Source organism: Streptomyces sp. 2P-4 (genome assembly GCF_030167965.1).
Lineage (GTDB): Bacteria > Actinomycetota > Actinomycetes > Streptomycetales > Streptomycetaceae > Streptomyces > Streptomyces globosus_A.
In genome coordinates this window covers 400,837-421,614 of sequence record NZ_CP095011.1, presented here as the reverse complement: position 1 = coordinate 421,614, position 20,778 = coordinate 400,837, and the positions used below count along the sequence as shown (strand labels likewise).

Sequence of the window (20,778 nt, the reverse complement as noted above, 5' to 3'; positions counted from 1 at the left end):
GCCGGGGACGCGCGCAGCGGACGCCCGGCACACAGGATGGACCCGAATGGAATCCGTGGACCTCAACGCCGCAGCCGACGAACTCTCCGCCGCACCCCTGCTCAACTGCCTGCTCAGGGAGGCGGCCGACCCCGAAGGCGGAGGTGTCCACCGGCTGCGCGCCACCGGGCGGCTGCTGCGGGTCCGCGGCGGCCGCCGGCCCGTGCGGCCCGAGCTGCGCACCCCGGACGGATGGCGGCCGCTCACCCACAGCGAGCTGGTGAAGCTCACCGCCGACGAGCTGTACCGGTACACGGGCGTGCCGAACGACGAACTGCCCGTCGAGATCGCCGACAGCCGCGCCGCCGTGGCCGCGCTGCTGGCCGCCCGCCGGGCCGCCGCGCCGCCGCAGGACGCCTACGTCCGCTCCGAGCAGGCCCTCGTCATGGGCCACCCCCACCACCCGGCCCCCAAGGCCCGCGGCGGGGCGCCCGCGGCGCGCTGGCTGCCGTACGCCCCGGAGGCGCACGGCCGGTTCCCGCTGGTCTTCCTCGGACTGCGCGAGGACCAGGCCGCCGACGAGGGCGGGGCCGCCGCGGCCGGCGCGGTCGACGCGCTGGCCGGCCTCCTGGACGGGCCGCGCCCGCCCGCCGGCTACCGGCTGCTGCCCGCCCACCCGTGGCAGCTGGAGCTGGTCTCGGCGTCGCCGGCGGTACGGGCGGCGTTCGCCGACGGGCGGCTGCTGCGGCTGGGCGAGAGCCGCCTGCCGGCCTGGCCGACCGCCTCGGTCCGCACCCTGTACGTGCCCGGAGGCGGCGGGCACAGCGGTGGGCACGGCGACCTGTTCGTGAAGTTCAGCCTCGACGTGCGGATCACCAACGACGTCCGCCGGCTGTGGCGGCACGACCTGGTGAAGCTGCGCCGCACGGACGAGGCCGCCCGGGCCGGCTTCGAGGCGCTGCGCCGGGCCGGCTCGCCGGCGGCCTGGCTGTCCGACCGCGGCTACCGCACCGCCGCGTTCGCCTTCGAGGAGCTGGCGGTCCTGGTCCGCGACGGGCTGCGGCAGCACCTCGTGCCGGGCGCGGCGCCGGTGCTCGCGGCGGCCCTCGCCGAGGGGTACGAGGGCAGCCCGCTGGCCGCCGCGGCCGACCCGGAGGCCTGGTGGCGGGCGTATCTGCGCCATGTCGTGCCGCCGGCGCTGGAGCTGTTCGCCCGGCACGGCGTGGTGCTGGAGGCGCACGCCCAGAACACCGTGGTCGCGTTCGACGCCCACGGCATGCCCGTCCAAGCGCTGTTCCGCGACGCGGAGGGCGTGAAGCTGCCGGCGGACGGGGACCGCGCGGCCGCCTGGCAGCGGCTGGTCTACTGCCTGGTCGTCAACCACCTGGGCGGGGTGGGGGCGGCGCTCGCCGAGGCGCACCCCCGGGCCGCCGGGGCGGTGTGGCCGGCGGTGCGCGGGGAGTTCCGGCGGCATGCGGCCGAACGGGGCCTGCCCGAGGCGGCGGAGCTGCTGACGGCGCCGTCCCTGCCGGCGAAGACGAACCTGCTGCTGCGGTGGACCCGCGCCGACGGCGCGGACGCCCGCTACATCCCGCTGCCGAACCCCCTGCTGGCGGACGCGGAGGCTTAGGGGGTGTTGCGAGCGTCCCGCACGGCGCCCCCGGGGCGGCGGGATCCGGCCAAGGTGGGCGCGGGGCCCCTCTCCCGCCTCACTCAGAGGTATAGACCAATGCTACGTTGGTGGAGACCGCGCAATCCTTGACCGACCGTCAGAGGAGAAGCCATGTCCTCGTCCCCGCGGGACGGCGGCCCGGCCGCCGTGCCCAAGTACCAGCGGATCGCCGCAGCGCTGCGGCAGGAGCTCCAGGACGCCGTCCACGGCCCCGGAGGCAGACTCCCCTCCGAGCGCACCCTGGCGGCCCGGTACCGCGTCAACCGGCAGACCGTCCGCGCCGCGCTCCAGCAGTTGCGCGACGACGGCCTGATCGTCACCGAGCGCCGCGGCACCCGCTCGGCCGCCCCCGCGCCCGCACCCGGCCCCGCGCCCGCCCCCGCCCTGCCCGCGGGGGCCCCGGCCGCCTCCGGAGCCGCCGCCCCCGGCGCGCCGCCCGGCGCCGTACTCGTGCAGAGCTGGCTCGCCCGGGTCACCGTGCCGCCCTCCCTCGCCGCGCAGCTCGGCATGCAGGGCGGCGAGCGCACCCTGGTCCACCACCGCCGCGAGCGCGGCCCCGCCGGGCAGACCCTCCAGCACGCCGTCACCTACGTCTGCCCCCGCGCCCTCGCCGAGGCACCCGAGCTGGCCGGCTACCGCCGCGCCGCGGCCGTACGGGACGAGGACCCCGGGCCCCTCGACCGCTGGCTCGACCGCGCCGCCCGCGAGGGCCGCGTCGCCGAGACCATCACCATGACCCTCAGCAGCCGCCCCGCGTCCGCAGCCGCCGCCGGCGGCCTGTCCGTGCGCCGCACCCTGCACGACGACGCCGGCCGGCTCCTCGCCGTGACCGACCTCTCCTTCCCCACCTGGGACCGGCTGACCTTCCACCGCGACCGCGCGGTCAGCGGCTTCCAGGTCAGCTGACACACCCGCCCGCCGGCCGCCGCCGCCGGAGGGCGCCGCAGCATGCGGGACGCCCCGGCACCTGCCGGATCCCCGGCTCCCGCGCCCCGTACCCCCGCGAGCCGACGCGCCCCACCCGTCGGCACGCACCCGTCGGCACGCCGCCGGCACACGTACCCGCCGCCCGCCGCACCGGCACGCGGCCTCCGCTCCCGGCTCGCCTCCGCTGTCGGCCTGCATCCGCTCCCGGCCCCGCGACCGAAGCCGTACGCGCGCACATAACCCAGCCGCGCATAACCGGCAAATCTTGACGTACCCCAGGTGGAGCGACAAACATCGGGTCGAAAGTCAAGGTCACGCGCCGCAAGCCGACAAGCCCAAGGAGCGAAACCCGCATGCGAGCCCCTGCCCACACGCCCGCCGCCGAAACCGCCGCAGTGCCCCGCCCCCGCCCCGCCTCCGCGGCGCCCGGGATCGCGGACCTGCCGCGGATCGAGGAGCCCAGGGAGGTGGCACCGGCCGACGCGCGCGAGCTCTCCCGGGTCTTCTTCGGGCGGCTCCACGAACTCGAAGAGGGCACTCCGGAGCGCCGGTACGTCCGCAACACGCTCATCGAGATGAACGCCTCCCTCGTCCAGTACGCCGTACGCCGCTTCCGCGGCCGGGCCGACGCGGACGACATCGAGGACCTCGTCCAGGTCGGCACGATCGGACTCATCAAGGCGATCGACCGCTACGACCCCTCCCGCGAGACCGAGTTCGCCACCCTCGCCATGCCGTACATCACCGGCGAGATCAAACGGCACTTCCGCGACACCACCTGGGCCGTCCGCGTCCCGCGCCGCCTCCAGGAACTGCGCATCGACATCGCCAAGGCGAAGGAGGAGCTGACCGGCGCCCTCGACCGCTCGCCCACCGTCTCCGACATCGCCGCGCACCTCGACCTCACCGCGGAGGAGGTCGTCGAGGGGCTCTTCGCCGCCAACGGCCACACCAGCGGCTCCCTCGACGCCCCGCAGCCGGCCTTCACCGAATCTGGCGGCGACCCCGCCGAAGGCCAGACGCTCGCCGACGTCATCGGCGCCGAGGAGCCCGCCCTGGAACGCGTCGAGGACCTCCAGGCCCTCGCGCCCCTGCTGGAACGGCTCAGCGCCCGCGAGCGCCGCATGCTCCAGCTCCGCTTCGGCGACGAACTCACCCAGGCGCAGATCGGCGCCGCTCTCGGCATCTCCCAGATGCAGGTGTCGCGGCTGCTGACGCGCGTCCTGGCCCACCTGCGGGCCTCCATGCTGGCCGACCCCGCCGAGGACGGCGCCGCCCGCCGCTGACACCTCGGGGTGCCGCCCGCGATGTGGTCGGGATCACGCGCCGCACAGAGCCTCGGTGATCTCCACCACACCTCGCGCCGCCCCCCGCGTGAGGTGGGTCACCAGGGCGTTTGTCCCGGTTCGAGCCGGGCAGCGGAGTGACCGGAGCGCACCCCTCCGTCGGCCGCGGCCCGGCCGGCGGCAGGGGGGCGGGCAGATCCCGCACCGCTCCACGGCCCGCCCCGCACCCACCCCCCGCGCCGGCACGGGCCGTACCCGTACGACCCGCGAGGTGCATGTGTCCACGCTCCAGGCCGAACACGTCTACAAGGTGTTCGGAAGACGACCCGGCGCGGCGGTCCGCGCGCTCCGAGACGGCGCGAGCCGCGAGGAACTGCGCACCGACGGAGCGACGGCCGCCGTGATCGACGCCTCCTTCCGCGTCGAGCCCGGCGAGATCTTCGTCATCATGGGCCTGTCGGGATCGGGCAAGTCCACCCTGCTCCGCATGCTCAACGGACTGCTCGAACCCACCGACGGGCGCATCCTCTTCGACGGCCGCGACCTCACCGCCCTCTCCCGCCGCGAGCTGCGCCACGTCCGCTCCACGAAAATCAGCATGGTCTTCCAGCACTTCGCGCTCTTCCCGCACCGCAGCGTCCTGGAGAACGCCGCCTACGGCCTGGAGGTCCAGGGAGCCGACCGCGCCGACCGCGAGCGCCGCGCCGCCGAAGCCCTGGAACTCTGCGGGCTCTCCGGCTGGCAGGACTCCTGGCCCGACGAGCTGTCCGGCGGCATGCAGCAGCGCGTCGGCCTCGCCCGCGCCCTCGCCACCGACGCCGACCTGCTCCTGATGGACGAGTCCTTCAGCGCCCTCGACCCGCTGATCCGCCGCGACATGCAGGACCAGTTGCTCGAACTGCAGAAGACCCTCGGCAAGACCATCGTCTTCATCACGCACGACCTCAACGAGGCCATGCGCCTCGGCGACGGCATCGCCGTCATGCGCGACGGCCGCATCGTCCAGCAGGGCACCGCCGAGGACATCCTCACCCGCCCCGCCGACGACTACGTCGCCTCGTTCGTCCAGGACGTCGACCGCTCCCGCGTGCTGACCGCCGACGCCGTCATGACCGGCCCCGGTGCCGGCTGCTCCTGCGGCTGCCCGACCGTCACCCCCGACACCCCGCTCGCCGACCTGTGCGCCGTCAGCGCCCGCGTCCCGCACCCCGTCGCCGTGACCGGCACCGACGGCGCCGTCGTCGGCACCGTCGCGCAGGACCGGCTCGTCGCCTTCATCGGCGACGAGCACCGGGCCCCCGTACGCTGTGAGGAGGCGGCCGCCTGATGCCCCGTCTGAACCCCGGCGCCTGGGCCGACTCCGCCGTCGACTTCCTCCAGCAGCACCTGTCCTGGCTGTTCGACGCCGTCAGCGCCGTCGTCACCGGCCTCTACGACGGCATCCACGCCGTGCTGTCCGCCCCGGCCCCGCTGCTGCTCGCCGGCCTCCTCGCGGTCGCCGCCTGGTGGCTGCGCGGACTCCTCGCCGCCGTGCTCGCCTTCGCCGGCCTCGCCCTCGTCGACTCCGTCGGCCTGTGGTCCGACGCCATGGCCACCCTGTCCCTGGTCCTCGTCGCCACCCTGGCCACCCTCGCCATCGCCGTCCCGATCGGCATCCAGGCGGCCCGCTCGCCGCGGCTCGGCGCCGCACTGCGGCCAGTCCTGGACTTCATGCAGACCATGCCCGCGATGGTCTACCTCATTCCCGGCGTCGTCTTCTTCGGTGTCGGCGTGGTCCCCGGCATCATCGCCACCATCGTCTTCGCGCTGCCGCCCGGCGTCCGCATGACCGAGCTGGGCATCCGCCAGGTCGACCCCGAACTCGTCGAAGCCGCCGACGCCTTCGGCACCACCCCGCGGAACACGCTCCTGCGGGTCCAGCTGCCGCTCGCCCTGCCCACCGTCATGGCCGGCGTCAACCAGGTCATCATGCTCGGCCTGTCCATGGTGGTCATCGCCGGCATGGTCGGCGGCGGAGGCCTCGGCGGCGCCGTCTACAAGGCCATCGGCAACGTCGACATCGGCCTCGGCTTCGAGGCCGGCCTGTCCATCGTCATCCTCGCCATGTACCTGGACCGGATGACCGCCGCCCTCGGCCGCCAGGTCTCCCCGACCGGCCGCCGCGCCCTCGCCCGGGCCCGCTCCGCGGCCACCGGCGCCGCCCGCCTGTGGCAGCACCGCCCGCAGCCCGCGTACGCCGTCACCGCCGCGGCCGTCCTCGCCCTCCTCGCCGGCGGACTGCACACCTTCGGCGGAGCCGCGAACGGCCCCGCGGCCGCCGCCGGCCCCGGCAAGGGCCGCACCCTCACCATCGGCTACATCCCGTGGGACGAGGGCATCGCCTCCACCTACCTGTGGAAGGAGCTGCTGGAGCGCCGCGGCTTCCGCGTCGAGGCCCGCCAGCTGGAGCTCGGCGCGCTCTTCACCGGGCTCGCCGGCGGCCGCGTCGACTTCCAGACCGACGCCTGGCTGCCCGTCACCCAGGCCTCGTACTGGGAGAAGTACGGCGACCGGATCGACGACCTCGGCGCCTGGTACGGGCCGACCTCCATCGAACTGACCGTCCCGTCCTATGTGAAGGACGTCCGCTCCCTCGCCGACCTCAAGGGCAAGGGCGACCGCTTCAAGGGCCGCATCATCGGCATCGAGCCCAGCGCCGGCGCGATGGGCATCCTCAAGGACCGGGTCCTGAAGGAGTACGGCCTGGAGGGCGAGTACGAGGTCGTCGACGGCTCGACGCCCGGCATGCTCGCAGAACTCCAGCGCGCCCAGGCCAAGCAGGAGCCCGTCGTCGTCACCCTGTGGTCCCCGCACTGGGCGTACGCCTCGTACGACCTGCACAAGCTGGAGGACCCCCGCAAGGCCTGGGGACAGGGCGACGGCATCCACACCCTCGCCCGGAAGGGCTTCGCCCGGGACGAGCCCGAGGTGGCGGCCTGGCTGCGCTCGTTCACGCTGGACGAGAAGCAGCTGACGGGCCTGGAGGCGAAGATCCAGGCGGGCGGCAAGGGCAAGGAGCAGGAGGCGGTGCGCGCCTGGCTCGCCGAGCACCCGGAGGTCGCCGAGGCGGCGACCGCCTGACGCCGCCGCGCCCGCCGGCCCCGCGGGCGCCCGCGCCCCCGCCCTTCGCCGCCCTGGGGCGGGGGCGGCCGCGCGCCGACCGGCCCGGCGGGGGACCCGCCCGTGCACGGCGGGCCGGTCCGTGGCACAGTGCCAGCACGACCCCCGCCGGGACCAGGAGCCGCCATGCCCGATCCGCACCTCGTGCCGCCGCTCGCGGCGGTCCCGGAGCGCGCCCCGGAGCCCGCCCCGGGCAGCGGGACCGAGCCTGGCCCGCTGCCGCGCTGCCCCGTGTGCGCCCGCCTGCCGGAACGTATCTCCTGGCGGCAGCAGCCCGGCCGGCCGGTGGTGCTCGCGTTCGCCCCGTGCGGCCACCGGCACACCTCGCCCGCCGCGCCCGTCCTGGCCGTCACCCCGCCCCGGCCTCCGGTCCGGCGCCGCCCCTGACACCGCAGGGCGCCCGCGGTGCGGCGGACGGCCTGACGCAGACTGGTGCGGTGATCACCGCGCAGCCCGTCCTCGAGGTCCACCGCGTCGACGGCTTCTCCCTCTGGCCCGCCGCGTTCCCCGACGAGCCGTACGTCCTCCTGCCGCTCGGCGCGGACCTCTCGCCCGCGGAGGTCGGCGCGGTGGTGGCCTGCCTGGCCGACGCCCACGCGGACCCCGCCGCGGGCACGGAAGCCGCCCCGGGTCCGGACCCGGACCCGGACCCGGACCCGGCCGGAGCGTTCCTGCGCGGCCTGCTCGCCGTCGGCGGGGACCTCCATCTCGCCGGAGGGGTCCGGATCACCGACACGGCCACCGGCGCGGTCGTCGACCCGGGCTGCTGCCACGGCCTCCAGGAGTGGGGCACCTGGCGGGAGTTCGCCGCCGGCTCCGCCTCCTGCTCCGGCTGGTTCGGCCACTCCCCGACGCCGGAGGCCCGGCTCGTCGGAGACACCGTCCGCCTCACCGCCGACACCGACTCCGCGGCGAGCCCCGTCATCGAGCTGCCGCTGCCCGAACTGCACCGCCTGCTCGACGGCGTCGCACACCGGCTGCACGGCTTCCTCGCGCGCGTGCAGGACTGGGCGTCCCGCGGGGCCCCCGCCCACGCGGCCCCGCTGTACGCCGTCCTCGCCGCGGCCCTCGTCCCGCCGGCCCCGGAAAACACGTGGTCAGCGAGCGTGCGACGGCAGTAGCGTCGGGATCCCGGCAGGCCGCCCCGGGGCGGCCGCCCCGTACCGAGAGAGCAGTTCCATGACCGAGCAGCAGGCCACGACGACCCTCTGGCGCCCCACCGGCCCCGAGGAGCTGGACCTGGTCCGCGCGCTCGACTGGCGCGCCTGGCCGCCCCGGCTGCCCGAGCAGCCGATCTTCTACCCCGTGCTGAACGAGGAGTACGCGGTGCGGATCGCCCGCGACTGGAACGTCCCGCACTCCGGCGCCGGCTTCGTCACCCGCTTCGAGGTCGACTCCGCCTTCCTCAGCCGGTACCCCGTCCGCCAGGCCGGCGGACGCACCATCCTGGAGCTGTGGATTCCGGCCGAGGAGCTGGAGGAGTTCAACGCCCACATCGTGGGGCGCATCGAGGTCGTCCACGCGTTCACGTGAGCCGCCGGCGGCGGGATTTCGCCCCCCGCGTCATGCTCAAAGCTGCGCGCGGGCGGCCGACTTCGCGCATCTTCCTTCAATCGATCTCCACCGGCCGCTATGTTGCCAGGTGCATGCCACATCGGTGTGTCCGCCCACACGGACCGCACGAGGAGCTGCCCGATGACAGTGATCAGCGTCCGCACCACTCCGCGCGGGCGACGGCGCAGCCTCCGGGCCGCGCTGCTCGCCGGACTCCTCGCCGCAGCGGGCCTCGCCGGCGCCGGACCGGTCGCCGGCCAGGCCGCCGCGGCAGCCGCCGCCCCTGCCCCCGCCACGGCCGGCAACGCCACCGGCATCACCCGCTCCGGCAACACCTTCACCGTGACCTCCTCCAGCGGAGCGAAGGCCCGCGTGGTCGTGGCCCGCGCCGACATCTTCCGCCTCTGGCTCTCGCCCGACGGCCGCTTCGCCGACGACCCGGCCGGCTCGGACCTGGCCCGGACCACCGACTTCGGCCCCGTCCAGGCCGCCGTCGCCGACGCGGGCGGCCACTACCGCATCACCACGCCCGCCCTGAACATCCGCGTCAACAAGTCGCCGCTGAAGTTCTCCGTCTACCGGGCCGACAACCGCACCCTCGTCTGGGAGGAGAGCCGGCCCACCTCCTGGACCGCCAACCGCACCACCCAGTACCTCTCCCGCGGCACCGACGAGCAGTTCTACGGCACCGGCCTCCGCCTCGGCGAGTGGGCCCTGCGCGGCAGGACCGTCCCGGTGGCCGTCGACAACCGGTGGCGGGAGAACGACAACGCGAGCCCGGCCCCGTTCTACATGTCCACCAACGGCTACGGCGCCATGCGCAACACCTGGGCCCCCGGCTCGTACGGCTTCCACGCGCCCGCGGCCCTCGCGCACGACGAGAAGCGGTTCGACGCCTGGTACTTCACCGGGGACTCCCTCAAGGCGGTCCTCGGCGGCTACACGGACGTCAGCGGCAAACCGTTCCTCGCCCCGATCTGGGGCCTGGAACTCGGCAACGCCGACTGCTTCAACGCCTCCCACCCCGACTACCAGGGCGACCACGACCGCCCGCGCCACCAGACCACCCCGGACGTGGGCGGCTACGCCGCAGACGCCCGCGCCGCCGACATGCCCTCCGGCTGGTTCCTCCCCAACGACGGCTACGGCTGCGGCTACACCGAGCCCCTGAAGGCGACGGTCGACGCGCTCGCCGCGAAGGGCTTCCGCACCGGCCTGTGGACGTCGACGGGGCTGCCCCGCATCGCCGAGGAGGTCGCCGCCGGCTCCCGCGCGGTCAAGACGGACGTCGCCTGGATCGGCGGCGGCTACAAGAGCGCGTTCGCGGGCGTCCAGCAGGCCGTCGACGGCATCGAGCGGAACTCCGACGCCCGCCGCTTCGTCTGGACGGTCGACGGCTGGGCCGGCACCCAGCGCAACGCCGTCGTCTGGACCGGTGACACCCACGGCACCTGGGACGACATGCGCTGGCACGTCCCCGCCATCGCAGGCGCAGGCCTGTCGGCCCTCAACTACGCCGCCGGCGACATCGACGGCATCTTCGGCGGCAGCCCGCAGACGTACGTGCGCGACCTGCAGTGGAAGTCCTTCACCCCCGCGTTCATGACCATGTCGGGCTGGGGCGCCACCCACCCGGAGCCCGGCTACCGGGACAAGCAGCCCTGGCGGTTCGAGGAGCCGTACAGGTCGATCAACCGCCGCTACCTGCAGCTGAAGATGCGGCTGATGCCGTACCACTACACGATGAGCCGCACCGCCCACGAGACCGGCGTCCCCGCCACCCGCGCGATGGTCCTGGAGTACCCCGACGACCCCGTCGCCCGCGGCAACCTCACCAGCGGCCAGTTCATGGCGGGCGACTCCTTCCTCGTCGCGCCCGTCGTCTCCGACACCGCCGTCCGCGACGGGATCTACCTGCCCGCCGGGACGTGGACGGACTACTGGACGGGGAAGACGTACGCCGGCCCCGGCCGGCTGAACGGCCACCGGGCGCCGCTCGACACCCTCCCGCTGTTCGTCAGGGGCGGCGCGATCGTGCCGATGTGGCCGCAGATGAACCACACGGGCGAGAAGCCCCTCTCCGTCCTCACCTACGACATCCACCCGCGCGGGTCCTCGTCGTTCAGCCTGTACGAGGACGACGGCCTGACCCGCGCCCACGAGTCCGGCGCCTACGCCCGCCAGCGCGTCGACGTCTCCGCCCCGGCCTCCGGCGCCGGGACGGTCACCGTCTCCGTCGGCGCCCCGACCGGCAGCTACACGGGCAAACCGGCCTCCCGGGGGTACGAGTTCACCCTCCACGTGCCCTCCCCGCCCGCCCGGGTCGACCTCGACGGCGCGCAGCTCGCCCGCCACGCCTCCAAGGCCGCCTACGACGCCGCCGCGACGGGCTGGTTCCACGACCCCGCCGACCGCGGCGGCATCCTGTGGGTGAAGGCGGGCCCGAAGCCGGGCGCTTTCACCGTCACCGCGAGCGGCACGTCCGTCCCGGACGCCGAACCGGTCCCCGCTGCCTCCGCGCCGATCCCACAGGCCGACTGGCGCCTGCTGTCCGCGGACAGCCAGGAGACCGCCGCCGAGGACGGCGCCGCCGCCAACGCCTTCGACGGTAACCCGGCCACGATGTGGCACACCGCTTGGTCCGGCTCCGCTCCCGCCGTGCTCCCGCACGAGATCGCCATCGACCTCGGCGCCCGCCACACCGTGGACGGCCTGGGCTGCCTCCCCCGCCAGGACGGCGGCGCCAACGGCCGCATCGGCCGCTACGAACTCCACGTCTCCGACGACCCCGCCAACTGGGGCCCGCCGGTCGCGACCGGCACGTTCCCCGACACCTCCGCAGCCCACTCCGCGGCCGTCCCCGCCACGACGGGGCGCTACGTACGGCTGAAGGCCCTCACCGAAGCCGGCGGCCGCGGACCGTGGACGAGCGCCGCCGAACTCACCCTCACCGGCCGCCCCGCCCCGCCCGCCGGCCGCTGACGCGGCTCAACCGCCGAGCACGGCCCGGCACTCCCGCCGGGCCGGCTCGCTCAACAACCCCTCCCACCGCCGGAACAGCGCAGCCGGCTCCCCACCCCGCGCCTCCCGGAACACCGGGTCGGTCCGCGCCAGATCCAGCTCGTTCGCCGCGGTCAGCTCGGCGAAATCCCGCACCCCCCGCCCTCCGGGCCGGCGTTCCTCCCCGGTGAACCGGTCCCGGAAGACACCCTGCGCGCCCAGCCCCGGATACGACACGCCCCGGTCGCAGCTCGCGTACACGTACGCAAGGCGCTCCGCCTCCGCGCCGACGGCCTCGGCCACCTCGGCCCGCCGCCCGAGCGGCAGCAGCGCCGCCGGGAAGCCGTCCGTCCCGTACACCGCATGGCACAGGCCCGCGAGCCGCAGCTCGGGCCGCGCACCCCACGCGCCGAGCAGATCGCGGACCCGCCCCAGGTGCGCCGGCAGCGCCCCCCCGGGATGCGTGACCCGCTCCGCGCCGAGCCCGCGCAACAGCGCCACCGCCCGCTCTTCCCGCGGATCACCCATCTCCGACTCCCGTCCCCCACGGGTCGGCACCCGCCTCTGCATCGCGGATACAGAGGCAGGGTTGCCGCCCTTGAATCCCCCCACGAAGGATCTTGCTCGCCCGCCCAGACCCAAGTCAATCCTCCACATTCCTTCACACCCCCAAGCTGAACCTAAGAGCAGCGGCTACGCTCCACGCATGACCCTCGACGACCTCCGCGTCTTCGTCGCCGTGTGCCGGGCCGGCAGCCTCAGCGCCGTCGCCCGCGACCTCGACCGCACCCAGTCCGCCGTCAGCCAGCACGTCCGCCGCCTGGAACGGGAGACCGGCACCAGCCTGCTGGAACGCCACGCCCGCGGAGTCGCCCCCACCGAGGCCGGCCGCATCCTCCTGGCGGCCGCCGCCGACGGCATCGCCGGCCTCGACGGCGCCCTGCGCCGCCTGGAGGACCTTGTCCGCGGGGACGCCGGCTCGGTGCGCATCACCACCGGCGCCACGACCGTCCGGCACTTCATGTCGGAAGCCGTCGTCGGCTTCCGCCGCCGACACCCGCACATCAGCCTGGAGTTCCGGACCGCCAACTCCAGCCGCAGCTGCTTCGACGCGCTCGCCGCCGACGACCTCGACCTCGCCTGGATCACGATCGGCGAGCCGGTCCGGGGCGTCGAGCTGCGGCCGGTCATGGAGCTGCCGTGGGTGCTCGCCGTCTGCGCCGACGACCCCCTCGCCGCCCGCCCGCACCTCACCCCCGCCGACCTCGCGGGCATCCGCCACATCCGGCTCCCGGATAACTCGACCTCCCGCGCCCACCTCGACACCGCGCTGGCACAGGCCGCCATCACGATCCGCTCGGACACCAGCGTCGCCGACTGGGACACGGCCCTGCTTCTCGCCGAACTCGGCCTCGGCCACGCCGTCGTCCCCGCCCTGCCCGGCTGGCAGGTCCCCGGAACGGACGGCCCGCTGCGCCTGGTCCCCATCCCCGACCTGCCGCCCCTGCCGGTCGGCTGGGCAGTCCGCCGCTGGTCCGCCCTCTCCCCGCCGGCCCGCCTCTTCGCCGACGACGTGGCCCGCACGTGCCGCGCGAGGGCCGCGCGCGGGCAGTAGCGCGCCACCCAGCCGAATGCCGCACCTCGGGCGATGATGGAAGAACCGGCCGATTCAGGAGGTGGTGCGGCCATGGCGGCACACGACGGCGGCCCGTCGGCGCGAGACCTGGAGGAGGGCAGGCTCCTGAAGGAACTGGAGGCGATCCACCGCACCCGCCACGAAACCCTGTTGCACGGATCGGACGATGCGCTGGGCACCCACACGCAGCGCATGAACGAACTGGAACACGAATACGTACGCCGCCACCCGCAACGCGCCCAAACGGCCTCCCGCACCCGCTCGGGCGCCCGCGCCCGCAAGGCAGGCGACGAGGCGACGCCGGGGGACACGTAGAGGCGTGTTCGGGCAGGCCCGGCGTCGAGGACGCGATCGGGGGAGCGGGGCGGCGGGAGCCGAGGACCCGGGGTCGGTGGCGTGCTGGGGGCTTCCCGGCTGCCCATTGTCGTTCCGGCGCGGGCCGGCCTGTAAAGGGCGCTCCCGCTGGTCGCGTCGCTGCGCGATGGCCCTTCGGGCCACCCTTGACAAGCCGACCTGCACCGGAAAGACAAAGAGCTGCCGGGAAGCCCCCAGGAGGGGGAGCGGCCTGGAGGGACCTCCGCCACCCGCCCGCGTCACGCAGCCCGATCCCTGTCGCAGGGCGCCGCTGATCGCCACGTGGTCCCGGCTGGGTGGCGGCCGCCCGCCGTCCGGGCACCGGGGCGCCACTGATCGCCACGTGCCTCGGTGGGGTCGGCGGCCGGCCGTTGTGCAGGGTGCGAGGTGCGGGGTGCGGTTGATCGCCATATGAGCGTGTCGTGTGTGGTGGTCGGCCATCCACCGCTCGCCGTCGTCCAGTGCGCACGAAATGACGTGCGACGCATCGTTTCCCGCCCTCCCGCCCTCCCGCCCTCCCGCCTTCCCGCCCTCCCGCCTTCCCGCCCTCCCGCCTTCCCGCCTCCCTCCCTGCTCGCTTGCGGCAGCCCGCAGTCGCCGTCGTGGGGTGCGCATGTGGCGATCGGTGGCGGCAGGGCCGACTCCGCCTCGGCATGGTGCTTCCGAGGGCTGAGGCGGGTAGCGGGGCGGCTGCGGGGAACGGCTTGCCATGGCTGGGCCGGAGTCCCGCCCCGGAAACGATCGGACTGCGCGGGACACCCGCCCGTGCCTCCCCGTCCCCTCGGCTACTCCGCCGCCCTCTTCCCCAACGCCGCCCCGCCTCCCTCCGCCGGGCACCCCAACTGCCAACCTGCCTCGCCGCCGTCGTAAATGGGGCGCTGCCATATGCCACCCGGCTTACGATGCCCGCTGCGGACCCGGCTGGGCGTCCGCTGGAAGGGGTGGAAGGGAGGGGCCGCGTGGGCCACTCGAACGGACCGCAGCCCCCAGAGCAGCCGCAGCCGGTCTGGCTGGTGGCCGCGAACGTCGTGGCATGGCGTCGGTGCGGGGCAGGGGGGCAGGAGCTGCGCCCCGGGACGAAATGCTTCAAGGGCGGGGCGAAGGTCTACGTCGCTGACGCGTACTGGGGTCCGGGGGGTGATCGGATCACGGCAGTGGGCCGTGAGCGGCATACCGGGCGGTGGATCGTGATCGACACGGCGACGCGCCACTTGCACAGCTTCCGCCCGAAGCGCGTCCACACCCCGCGGGTCCTGGAGCGGCTACGGGACGCCCGACGTGCACGTGGGTTCATCTCAGCGGATTACGCAGCGGATGTCTCCGCGACGCTGGAGCAGTACGCGTCCCGATACCGGGCTAAGCAGGCACCGTACGCCCCTCACCCGGACCGATGCCTCTGCCACGCCTGCCTCACCGGTGAAGCCGGGTGAAGGCCGCTGTCACGACGGTCTCGACGCTTACGACGGTGACCCGCCCACCCGCAGTCCCGGCCCAGACCCGCCGCCGCCCACCACCCTCGGCGCCACCCCCGGCACCCCCGCCGGTGCCGGGCCCAGCGTGGTCGTGCCCGGGGCCGCGCGGTGGCCGAGGCCCGTGCGGTAGGCGTCCAGGGCGGCTTCCGTGCGGCCCGTGCGGCGGAAGAGGTCGCCCAGGAGGCGGCACAGGTCGGCGAGGTCGCCACCGGCGCCGCTCCGCTCCAGCAGGGCGAGGGCCTGGACGTAGTGCCGTTCGGCGGCTTCGGTGTCGCCGCGCTCCTCGGCCATCAGGCCGAGGAGCCGGTGTGCCCCGGCCGCATGCACGGCGCCGTGGCTGTCGCCCAGGTCCAGCAGCCCCGACAGCAGGTCAGCCGCCTCCGGTCCTCGGCCGAGCCGGCGCAGGACGTCCGCGAGTTCCACCTCCACCTGCGCCGTGTACAGCGCGGCCCGGCGGGCCGCCAGCATGTCCCGCGCCGTGCGCAGCTCCGCCTCCGCGGAGGCCAGGTCCCCGTTCTGCGCATGCACGTACCCGCGCATCCAGTGGCAGTGCGCGAGGTCGGTCCGCAGCTGCAACTGCCGGTACACCGACTGCGCCTTCGCCAGTGAGGCGTCCGCTTCGGCGACCCGGCCGGACGCCAGGAAGGTCCGCGCCACCTGCCGGTGCATGCCCGCGACCAGCGCCGGGTCGCGGACCTGCGGGGCGAGCGCCAGGGCCGTCTCGGCGGCGTGCACGGCGCGCGCGTGCGCGCCCATGTCGGTGTACGGGCTGATGACCGCGGTGTAGAGCAGCACGAGCGCCTCCGGGTCGGCGAGTCCGCCCGCGGTGAGTTCGTCGATCGCCGTCTCCAGCAGGTAGCACGCGTAGCGCAGCTCCCCGGCGAGCAGGTGGGCGACGGCCCGCCCGCGGACCGCCCGCGCCTTCCGCGGCGGCGGCTCGTCGGCGAGGAACTGCTCCGCCGCCTCGAAGTGCGCCGTCGCCGCGGCCAGGTCCCCGGCCTCCAACGCGCATTCGCCGAGCCCGAGGAGCGCCTCCGCCCGCTCCGGGTCCAGGCCGAGCCGTTCGGCGTCGCCCAGCACCTCCCGGTACAGTTCGGCCGCTTCGGACGCGTCGCCCGTGGCCAGGGTGCGCTGCGCGTCGGTGAGGCGGAGCCGCAGCTCGGTCGCCAGGTGCGGGGGGCGCCCCGTGGACAGCTCCTCGTACGTCGTCCCGAGCCGCCCGGCGAGGAACCGCAGCGCGGCCTCGGAGGGCCGCACCTTCCCCGACTCCAGCGTCGAGATGTACGCCGGGGTGTACGAAGGCTCGGCCAACGCCCGCTGTGTGAGACCGCGTTCGGCGCGCAGCCGGGCCACCCGTCGGCCGATCTCGGCCGGTTCGTCCATGCCAACCCCCTGATGGTTCCAACTCCCCCAGTATTCAAGGGAGGCGGGCCGTTGCGCACGCCCTGTGCACCCCCTAATTTAAGCAGCCGGTTCACTTCGCTTACTCCGCCGCTTAACGGCCTTGCCTTCTCATCCGGGGGATGACGTCATGAACAGAGCCGCCCGCAGGGCGCTGCGCGCCGCGGCCGCCGCAGCCGGCGCCACCGCACTGCTGTTGGCCGCCGGGCCCGTCGGCGCGACGGCCGTGCCCCGCCTCGCCGACGGCGCCCCCCGCGTGGAGGTCCCCGGCCCGGAGGACGGGACGGTCGCCGGCTCGGGCCACGTCCGCGTGACCTCGCCGGGCCGGGCCGCGAGCGGGGCCCGCCTCTCGGACGCGGCCCGGGCCGCCGACGGCAAGGTCACGAAGGCCGTCGACAACGGCCCCTCCGCCGATCGCCTGGACGTCGTCGTCGTCGGAGACGGCTACACCGCCGCCGAACTCGACCGCTTCCACAGCGACACGCAGGCCAAGTGGGCCGAGATCACGGCTGTCGAGCCGTACGCCACCTACCGCAACCTCTTCAACGTGTGGACCGTCGACGCGGTCTCCCACGACTCCGGCGTCACCGGCGACCCGGACCGGGACACCGTCCGCGACACCGCGCTCGGCTCCTACTTCTGGTGCGAGGACATCGAGCGCCTGCTCTGCATCGACGAGGAGAAGGTGGACTCGTACGTCGAGAAGGCACCCGACGCCGATCTCGTCATCGTCCTCGCCAACAGCGCCAAGTACGGCGGCGCCGGCTACAACGAACGCAGCGCCACCCTCGGCTACGAGGGCATCTCCACGGCCTCGGCCGGCAACGCCAAGTCCGGCCAGGTGGCCATCCACGAGACCGGCCACTCCCTCGGCAAGCTCGCCGACGAGTACTTCTACCCGGACACGCCCGGCTACGAGAAGTACGAGGGCCCCGAGCCCGCCGACTCCAACACCTCCACCCTGACCGCCGACCGGATGGCCGCCGCCCGCACCAAGTGGCACCGCTGGCTGGGCGAGCCGTCCCCCGACGGCGGCACCGTCGGCGCGTACGAGGGCGGCGGCTACTACACGACCGGCCTGTTCCGGCCCACCGACAACTCGCTGATGCGGGTCCTCGGCAAGCCGTTCAACCTCCCCGGCACAGAGGCGATGATCGCCGGCTTCTACCAGCACGCGAAGCCCGTCAGCGCCCTCACCCCCACCGGCCGGGTGCTGCGGCTGCCGCAGCGGGCCAAGGTGTCCGTCCCCCGCCTGACGGGGGCGGACGGGCGGCAGCTCGACGTCCGCTGGCACCTCGACGGCCGCGAGCTCAAGCGGTTCGCCGGGCGCACGAACGTGGCAGTCGCCGAACTGTGGCTCACGGACCTGCGCACGCACCGGCTGTCGGTCACCGTCGAGGACCGCACCCCGGCGGTCCGGGACCCGGAGACGGCGGCGTTCCTGCGCACGACCCTGACGTGGAAGGTCCGCCTCTAGGACGGACGGACCCTAGCCCGCAGCCGCCTCCGCCGCGTACCTCCAGAACGCCCGCATCACCTCCGGGGCGGCGGGGCCGGTGAGGCGGACCTGAGTGAGGAGGATCGCCGCGGAGCCCCGGGAGGGCGTCACATGGGCGGCCGTCCCGGTTCCGCCGACCCAGCCGTAGCGGCCGGGGACGTTCCACGGGTCGCGGGGCCGGACGTCCACCGAGCCGCCGAACCCCCACCCCTGCCCCTCCAGAAACGGTTCGGCGTCCGCCCGCTGGTCCGGCGTCAGCCAGTCCGTCGTCATCCGCTGCACCGACTCCGGCTGCAGCAGCCGGCCCCGCCCGCCGTCGAGGGCGCCGCCGGCGAGCAGCATGCGGGCGAAGGCGTGCCAGTCGTCCGCCGTCGACACGAGCCCTCCCGCCCCGGACGGGAACGCCGGTTCCGCGCTCCACTGCCCGTTCGGGGCGTCGACGCGTTCCAGCCCGCCCGCGCCGTGCCGGTAGAGGGAGGTGAAGCGGCCCAGATCGGAGGCGGGCACCGAGAACGCGGTGTCGGCCATGCCGAGGGGCTCGAAGACGCGTTCCTCGAGGAACGCGGGCAGCGGAGTTCCCGAGACCCGCGCCACGAGGACGCCCAGGATGTCGTACGCGGTGTTGTACAGCCAGGCCTCGCCCGGCTGGTGGAGCAGCGGGATCCGGGACAGCGCCGCCATCCAGGCGTCCGGTGCGGGCACCTGCTGCGGCTGCGGTGGCCCCTGCCCCAGCTCGGTGACGAGCGGCCGGACGGCGGGCAGGTCGGTCCCGGCGGGGGAGAAGCCGATGCCGGCGCGGGACGTCAACAGGTCGAAGACGGTGATCTCCCGGTCGGCGGGGGCGACCTCGCCGACCGGGCCGGCGGGTGTGCGCACCACGACGGGTGAGGCCAGCTCAGGCAGCCACGGCGCGACCAGGTCGTCCAGGGCCAGCCGGCCGTCCTCGACGAGCATCAGCACGGCGGCCGCCGTGACGGGCTTGGTCAGGGAGGCGATCCGGAACAGGGAGTCGCGGACCATCGGCGCGCTGCCCTCGACATCGGCGGAGCCGACCGCCTCGGCCTCCAGCCGCCCGTCCCGGGACACCAGGCCGACCGCCCCCGGCAGCTCCCCGCGCTCGACGTACGGCTCCAGCAGCTCGCGCAGACCGCCCATCACTACCGCCTCTCGCAGGTACGCCGTCGGGGGTGCACCTGCCGCATCCTAGGGTTCCGGCCGCGGCGATCGCGGTTGCGACGGCGGGTACGGCCCCCGGGTCCGCCGTGTGGGGGAAGGCGGCCGGCGCCCCCGCCCACCCCCGATTTCCGCAGCCCGCGCCGCTTCGGCAGGATGGTGCCATGACCGAGATCCGCACCCCCCGCCTCCTCCTGCGCCGCTGGGGCGACGACGACGTCGTCCCCCTGTCGGAAATCAACGCCGATCCGGCGGTGATGCGCTGGACCGGCGACGGCGCACCCCTCGACCCGGACGCCACCGCAGGGGAGGTCGAGCGGTGGGAGGAGGAGTGGGACGACGAGGGCTTCGGGCAGTTCGCGGTGGAACTGCTCGGCTCCGGCGAGCTGATCGGCGCGGTCGGCCTCTCGGTGGTGGCCGACGACCTGCCGGGCCTCCCCTCCGACGTGGAGATCCGCTGGCGGCTGGGCCGCCAGTTCTGGGGCCAGGGCTACGCCTCCGAGGCGGCGCAGGCCGCGCTCGAGTTCGCCCTCCAGGACCGGGGCGTCGACCGGGTCGTCGCCGTCGTGCGAGTCGGCGACCACACCTCGGCGAACATCGCCGAGAAGCTCGGCATGGCCGCGGAGCGGGAGATCACCCACCCCGAGCAGGGCCACGCCCTCCAGGTGTATGCCATCGACCTGACCGAGTACGCGGCCTGACGGCTCAGGAGCAGGTGTCCAGCATCGTCCCCAGCATCCGCTTCTCGTCCTCCGTGGCCGTGAGCCCGTAGGCGGCCTTCACGGTCGTCCAGGCGCGCGCGTACTGGCACCAGCTCGACCGGTCCGGCGGCTGCCAGCGGTCCGGCGCCTGGTCGCCCTTCGACCGGTTGGAGGCTGCCGACACGGCGAGCAGCTGGGGGCGGCGGAGGTCGTTGGCGAACGCCTTCCGCCTGGCGGCGTCCCACGCGGATGCGCCCGACCGCCACCCCTCGGCGAGCGGCACGACGTGGTCGATGTCCATCCGCGACGCCTCGGTGACGACGGCCCCGTCGTAGAGGCTGCGCCACTTCCCGGTGACGGCCCGGCATTCGGCGTCGCGGACCACGTCCTGCCCGTCGCGCTGGAGGACCGTCTCGCGGGTGTCGCACCTGTCGCCCTGCTCGGCCCAGTGCGTGAACCTGGACCGGCTGTATCCGGCCATCGTCCCCGGGGGTGCGACGGTCAGGGCGGCGAGCTGAGCCCGGGCCGTCGCGGCGTCCGCCAGCCCCGGCAGGACGTCCCCGCGGGCCGGCTCGGCGCCGCCCGCGGGCGGCGCGGACGACGCCGGCGGGGACGGCAGGGCGCCGCCCCCGCCCGGAACCGGCACTCCGCTTCCGCCTCCGGCCCCGTGGCCGACCGGACTCCCGGCGCACCCCGCCACCACCGCCACGACCAGCGCCGAGGCCGCCACCCGCACACGGCGCAGCGGTATCTGACGCCCCATGAATCCCCCCACGATCCCCCCCCTGAACCGGTTCCGCACCGCACTCCGTCCGGTCAAGACTACCCAGACCCGGACAATCAACGGCCGCCGCCCGCCCCCGAGACGGGCTGCAGCCGTCCCCGTCGCGGACCCTGGCCCGGGCGTTGTCAGAGGGCCTCGCTAGTGTCCCCGACATACCGCAGCTCAGGGGTGATTTCTCGCCT

General features: G+C 74.9%; 17 protein-coding genes. 13 read left to right on the top strand and 4 right to left on the bottom strand.

The window, feature by feature from the left end; translation table 11 throughout:
* The first annotated feature begins 46 nt into the window (after window positions 1-46).
* The 9 genes from MUK52_RS01925 to MUK52_RS01885 all read left to right on the top strand — a co-directional run bounded on the left by MUK52_RS01925 (window position 47) and on the right by MUK52_RS01885 (window position 11,559).
* Window positions 47-1,609 carry an IucA/IucC family protein gene (locus MUK52_RS01925; RefSeq protein WP_114055553.1) on the top strand — a complete coding sequence of 521 codons (1,563 nt, stop codon included), beginning with the start codon at window positions 47-49 and terminating at the stop codon, window positions 1,607-1,609.
* 153 nt (window positions 1,610-1,762) lie between these two features.
* Window positions 1,763-2,557 carry a GntR family transcriptional regulator gene (locus MUK52_RS01920; RefSeq protein ID WP_114055554.1) on the top strand — a complete coding sequence of 265 codons (795 nt, stop codon included), beginning with the start codon at window positions 1,763-1,765 and terminating at the stop codon, window positions 2,555-2,557.
* Between the two features lie 374 nt (window positions 2,558-2,931).
* Complete coding sequence (locus MUK52_RS01915) at window positions 2,932-3,864, top strand: SigB/SigF/SigG family RNA polymerase sigma factor (RefSeq protein WP_114055555.1); 933 nt, start codon at window positions 2,932-2,934, stop codon at window positions 3,862-3,864.
* A 277-nt stretch (window positions 3,865-4,141) separates the two neighbouring features.
* Complete coding sequence (locus MUK52_RS01910; RefSeq protein ID WP_114055556.1) at window positions 4,142-5,191, top strand: quaternary amine ABC transporter ATP-binding protein; 1,050 nt, start codon at window positions 4,142-4,144, stop codon at window positions 5,189-5,191.
* On the top strand, window positions 5,191-6,984 hold the full coding sequence (locus MUK52_RS01905; RefSeq protein WP_114055557.1) for an ABC transporter permease/substrate binding protein: 1,794 nt from the start codon (window positions 5,191-5,193) through the stop codon (window positions 6,982-6,984). The genes MUK52_RS01910 and MUK52_RS01905 overlap by 1 nt, the downstream gene beginning before the upstream one ends.
* A gap of 165 nt (window positions 6,985-7,149) precedes the next feature.
* Window positions 7,150-7,410 (top strand): hypothetical protein, encoded by a 261-nt coding sequence (locus MUK52_RS01900; RefSeq protein WP_114055558.1) that lies wholly within the window; start codon window positions 7,150-7,152, stop codon window positions 7,408-7,410.
* Between the two features lie 50 nt (window positions 7,411-7,460).
* Complete coding sequence (locus tag MUK52_RS01895; protein WP_284574317.1) at window positions 7,461-8,144, top strand: hypothetical protein; 684 nt, start codon at window positions 7,461-7,463, stop codon at window positions 8,142-8,144.
* Between the two features lie 58 nt (window positions 8,145-8,202).
* Entirely contained in the window at window positions 8,203-8,556 is a 354-nt protein-coding gene (locus MUK52_RS01890; RefSeq protein WP_114055560.1) for a hypothetical protein, read from the top strand.
* A gap of 162 nt (window positions 8,557-8,718) precedes the next feature.
* Window positions 8,719-11,559 carry a TIM-barrel domain-containing protein gene (locus MUK52_RS01885; protein WP_284574316.1) on the top strand — a complete coding sequence of 947 codons (2,841 nt, stop codon included), beginning with the start codon at window positions 8,719-8,721 and terminating at the stop codon, window positions 11,557-11,559.
* Window positions 11,560-11,565: 6 nt separating this feature from the next.
* On the opposite strand, the gene MUK52_RS01880 is transcribed toward MUK52_RS01885, so the two are convergent.
* Window positions 11,566-12,105, bottom strand: a complete 540-nt coding sequence (locus MUK52_RS01880) for a DUF6817 domain-containing protein (RefSeq protein ID WP_284574315.1) — start codon at window positions 12,103-12,105, stop codon at window positions 11,566-11,568.
* Window positions 12,106-12,283: 178 nt separating this feature from the next.
* Here MUK52_RS01880 and MUK52_RS01875 point away from each other — a divergent pair, with 178 nt between their 5' ends.
* Window positions 12,284-13,192 (top strand): LysR family transcriptional regulator, encoded by a 909-nt coding sequence (locus tag MUK52_RS01875; protein ID WP_284574314.1) that lies wholly within the window; start codon window positions 12,284-12,286, stop codon window positions 13,190-13,192.
* 72 nt (window positions 13,193-13,264) lie between these two features.
* Window positions 13,265-13,528 (top strand): DUF6158 family protein, encoded by a 264-nt coding sequence (locus tag MUK52_RS01870; RefSeq protein WP_114055563.1) that lies wholly within the window; start codon window positions 13,265-13,267, stop codon window positions 13,526-13,528.
* Window positions 13,529-15,024: 1,496 nt separating this feature from the next.
* On the opposite strand, the gene MUK52_RS01865 is transcribed toward MUK52_RS01870, so the two are convergent.
* A complete protein-coding gene (locus MUK52_RS01865; protein ID WP_284574313.1) occupies window positions 15,025-16,422 on the bottom strand; it encodes a helix-turn-helix domain-containing protein in 1,398 nt (465 codons plus the stop codon).
* A 148-nt stretch (window positions 16,423-16,570) separates the two neighbouring features.
* On the opposite strand from MUK52_RS01865, the gene MUK52_RS01860 reads away from it, so the two are divergent.
* The gene (locus MUK52_RS01860) at window positions 16,571-17,917 is read left to right on the top strand and encodes a M64 family metallopeptidase (protein ID WP_284574312.1); all 1,347 of its coding nucleotides are present in this window, start codon (window positions 16,571-16,573) and stop codon (window positions 17,915-17,917) included.
* 12 nt (window positions 17,918-17,929) lie between these two features.
* On the opposite strand, the gene MUK52_RS01855 is transcribed toward MUK52_RS01860, so the two are convergent.
* The gene (locus MUK52_RS01855) at window positions 17,930-19,093 is read right to left on the bottom strand and encodes a serine hydrolase domain-containing protein (RefSeq protein ID WP_284574311.1); all 1,164 of its coding nucleotides are present in this window, start codon (window positions 19,091-19,093) and stop codon (window positions 17,930-17,932) included.
* 182 nt (window positions 19,094-19,275) lie between these two features.
* Here MUK52_RS01855 and MUK52_RS01850 point away from each other — a divergent pair, with 182 nt between their 5' ends.
* The gene (locus tag MUK52_RS01850) at window positions 19,276-19,812 is read left to right on the top strand and encodes a GNAT family N-acetyltransferase (RefSeq protein WP_114055568.1); all 537 of its coding nucleotides are present in this window, start codon (window positions 19,276-19,278) and stop codon (window positions 19,810-19,812) included.
* Window positions 19,813-19,816: 4 nt separating this feature from the next.
* Here MUK52_RS01850 and MUK52_RS01845 read toward each other — a convergent pair whose 3' ends face one another.
* Entirely contained in the window at window positions 19,817-20,575 is a 759-nt protein-coding gene (locus MUK52_RS01845) for a GmrSD restriction endonuclease domain-containing protein (protein WP_284574310.1), read from the bottom strand.
* Window positions 20,576-20,778: the final 203 nt, after the last annotated feature.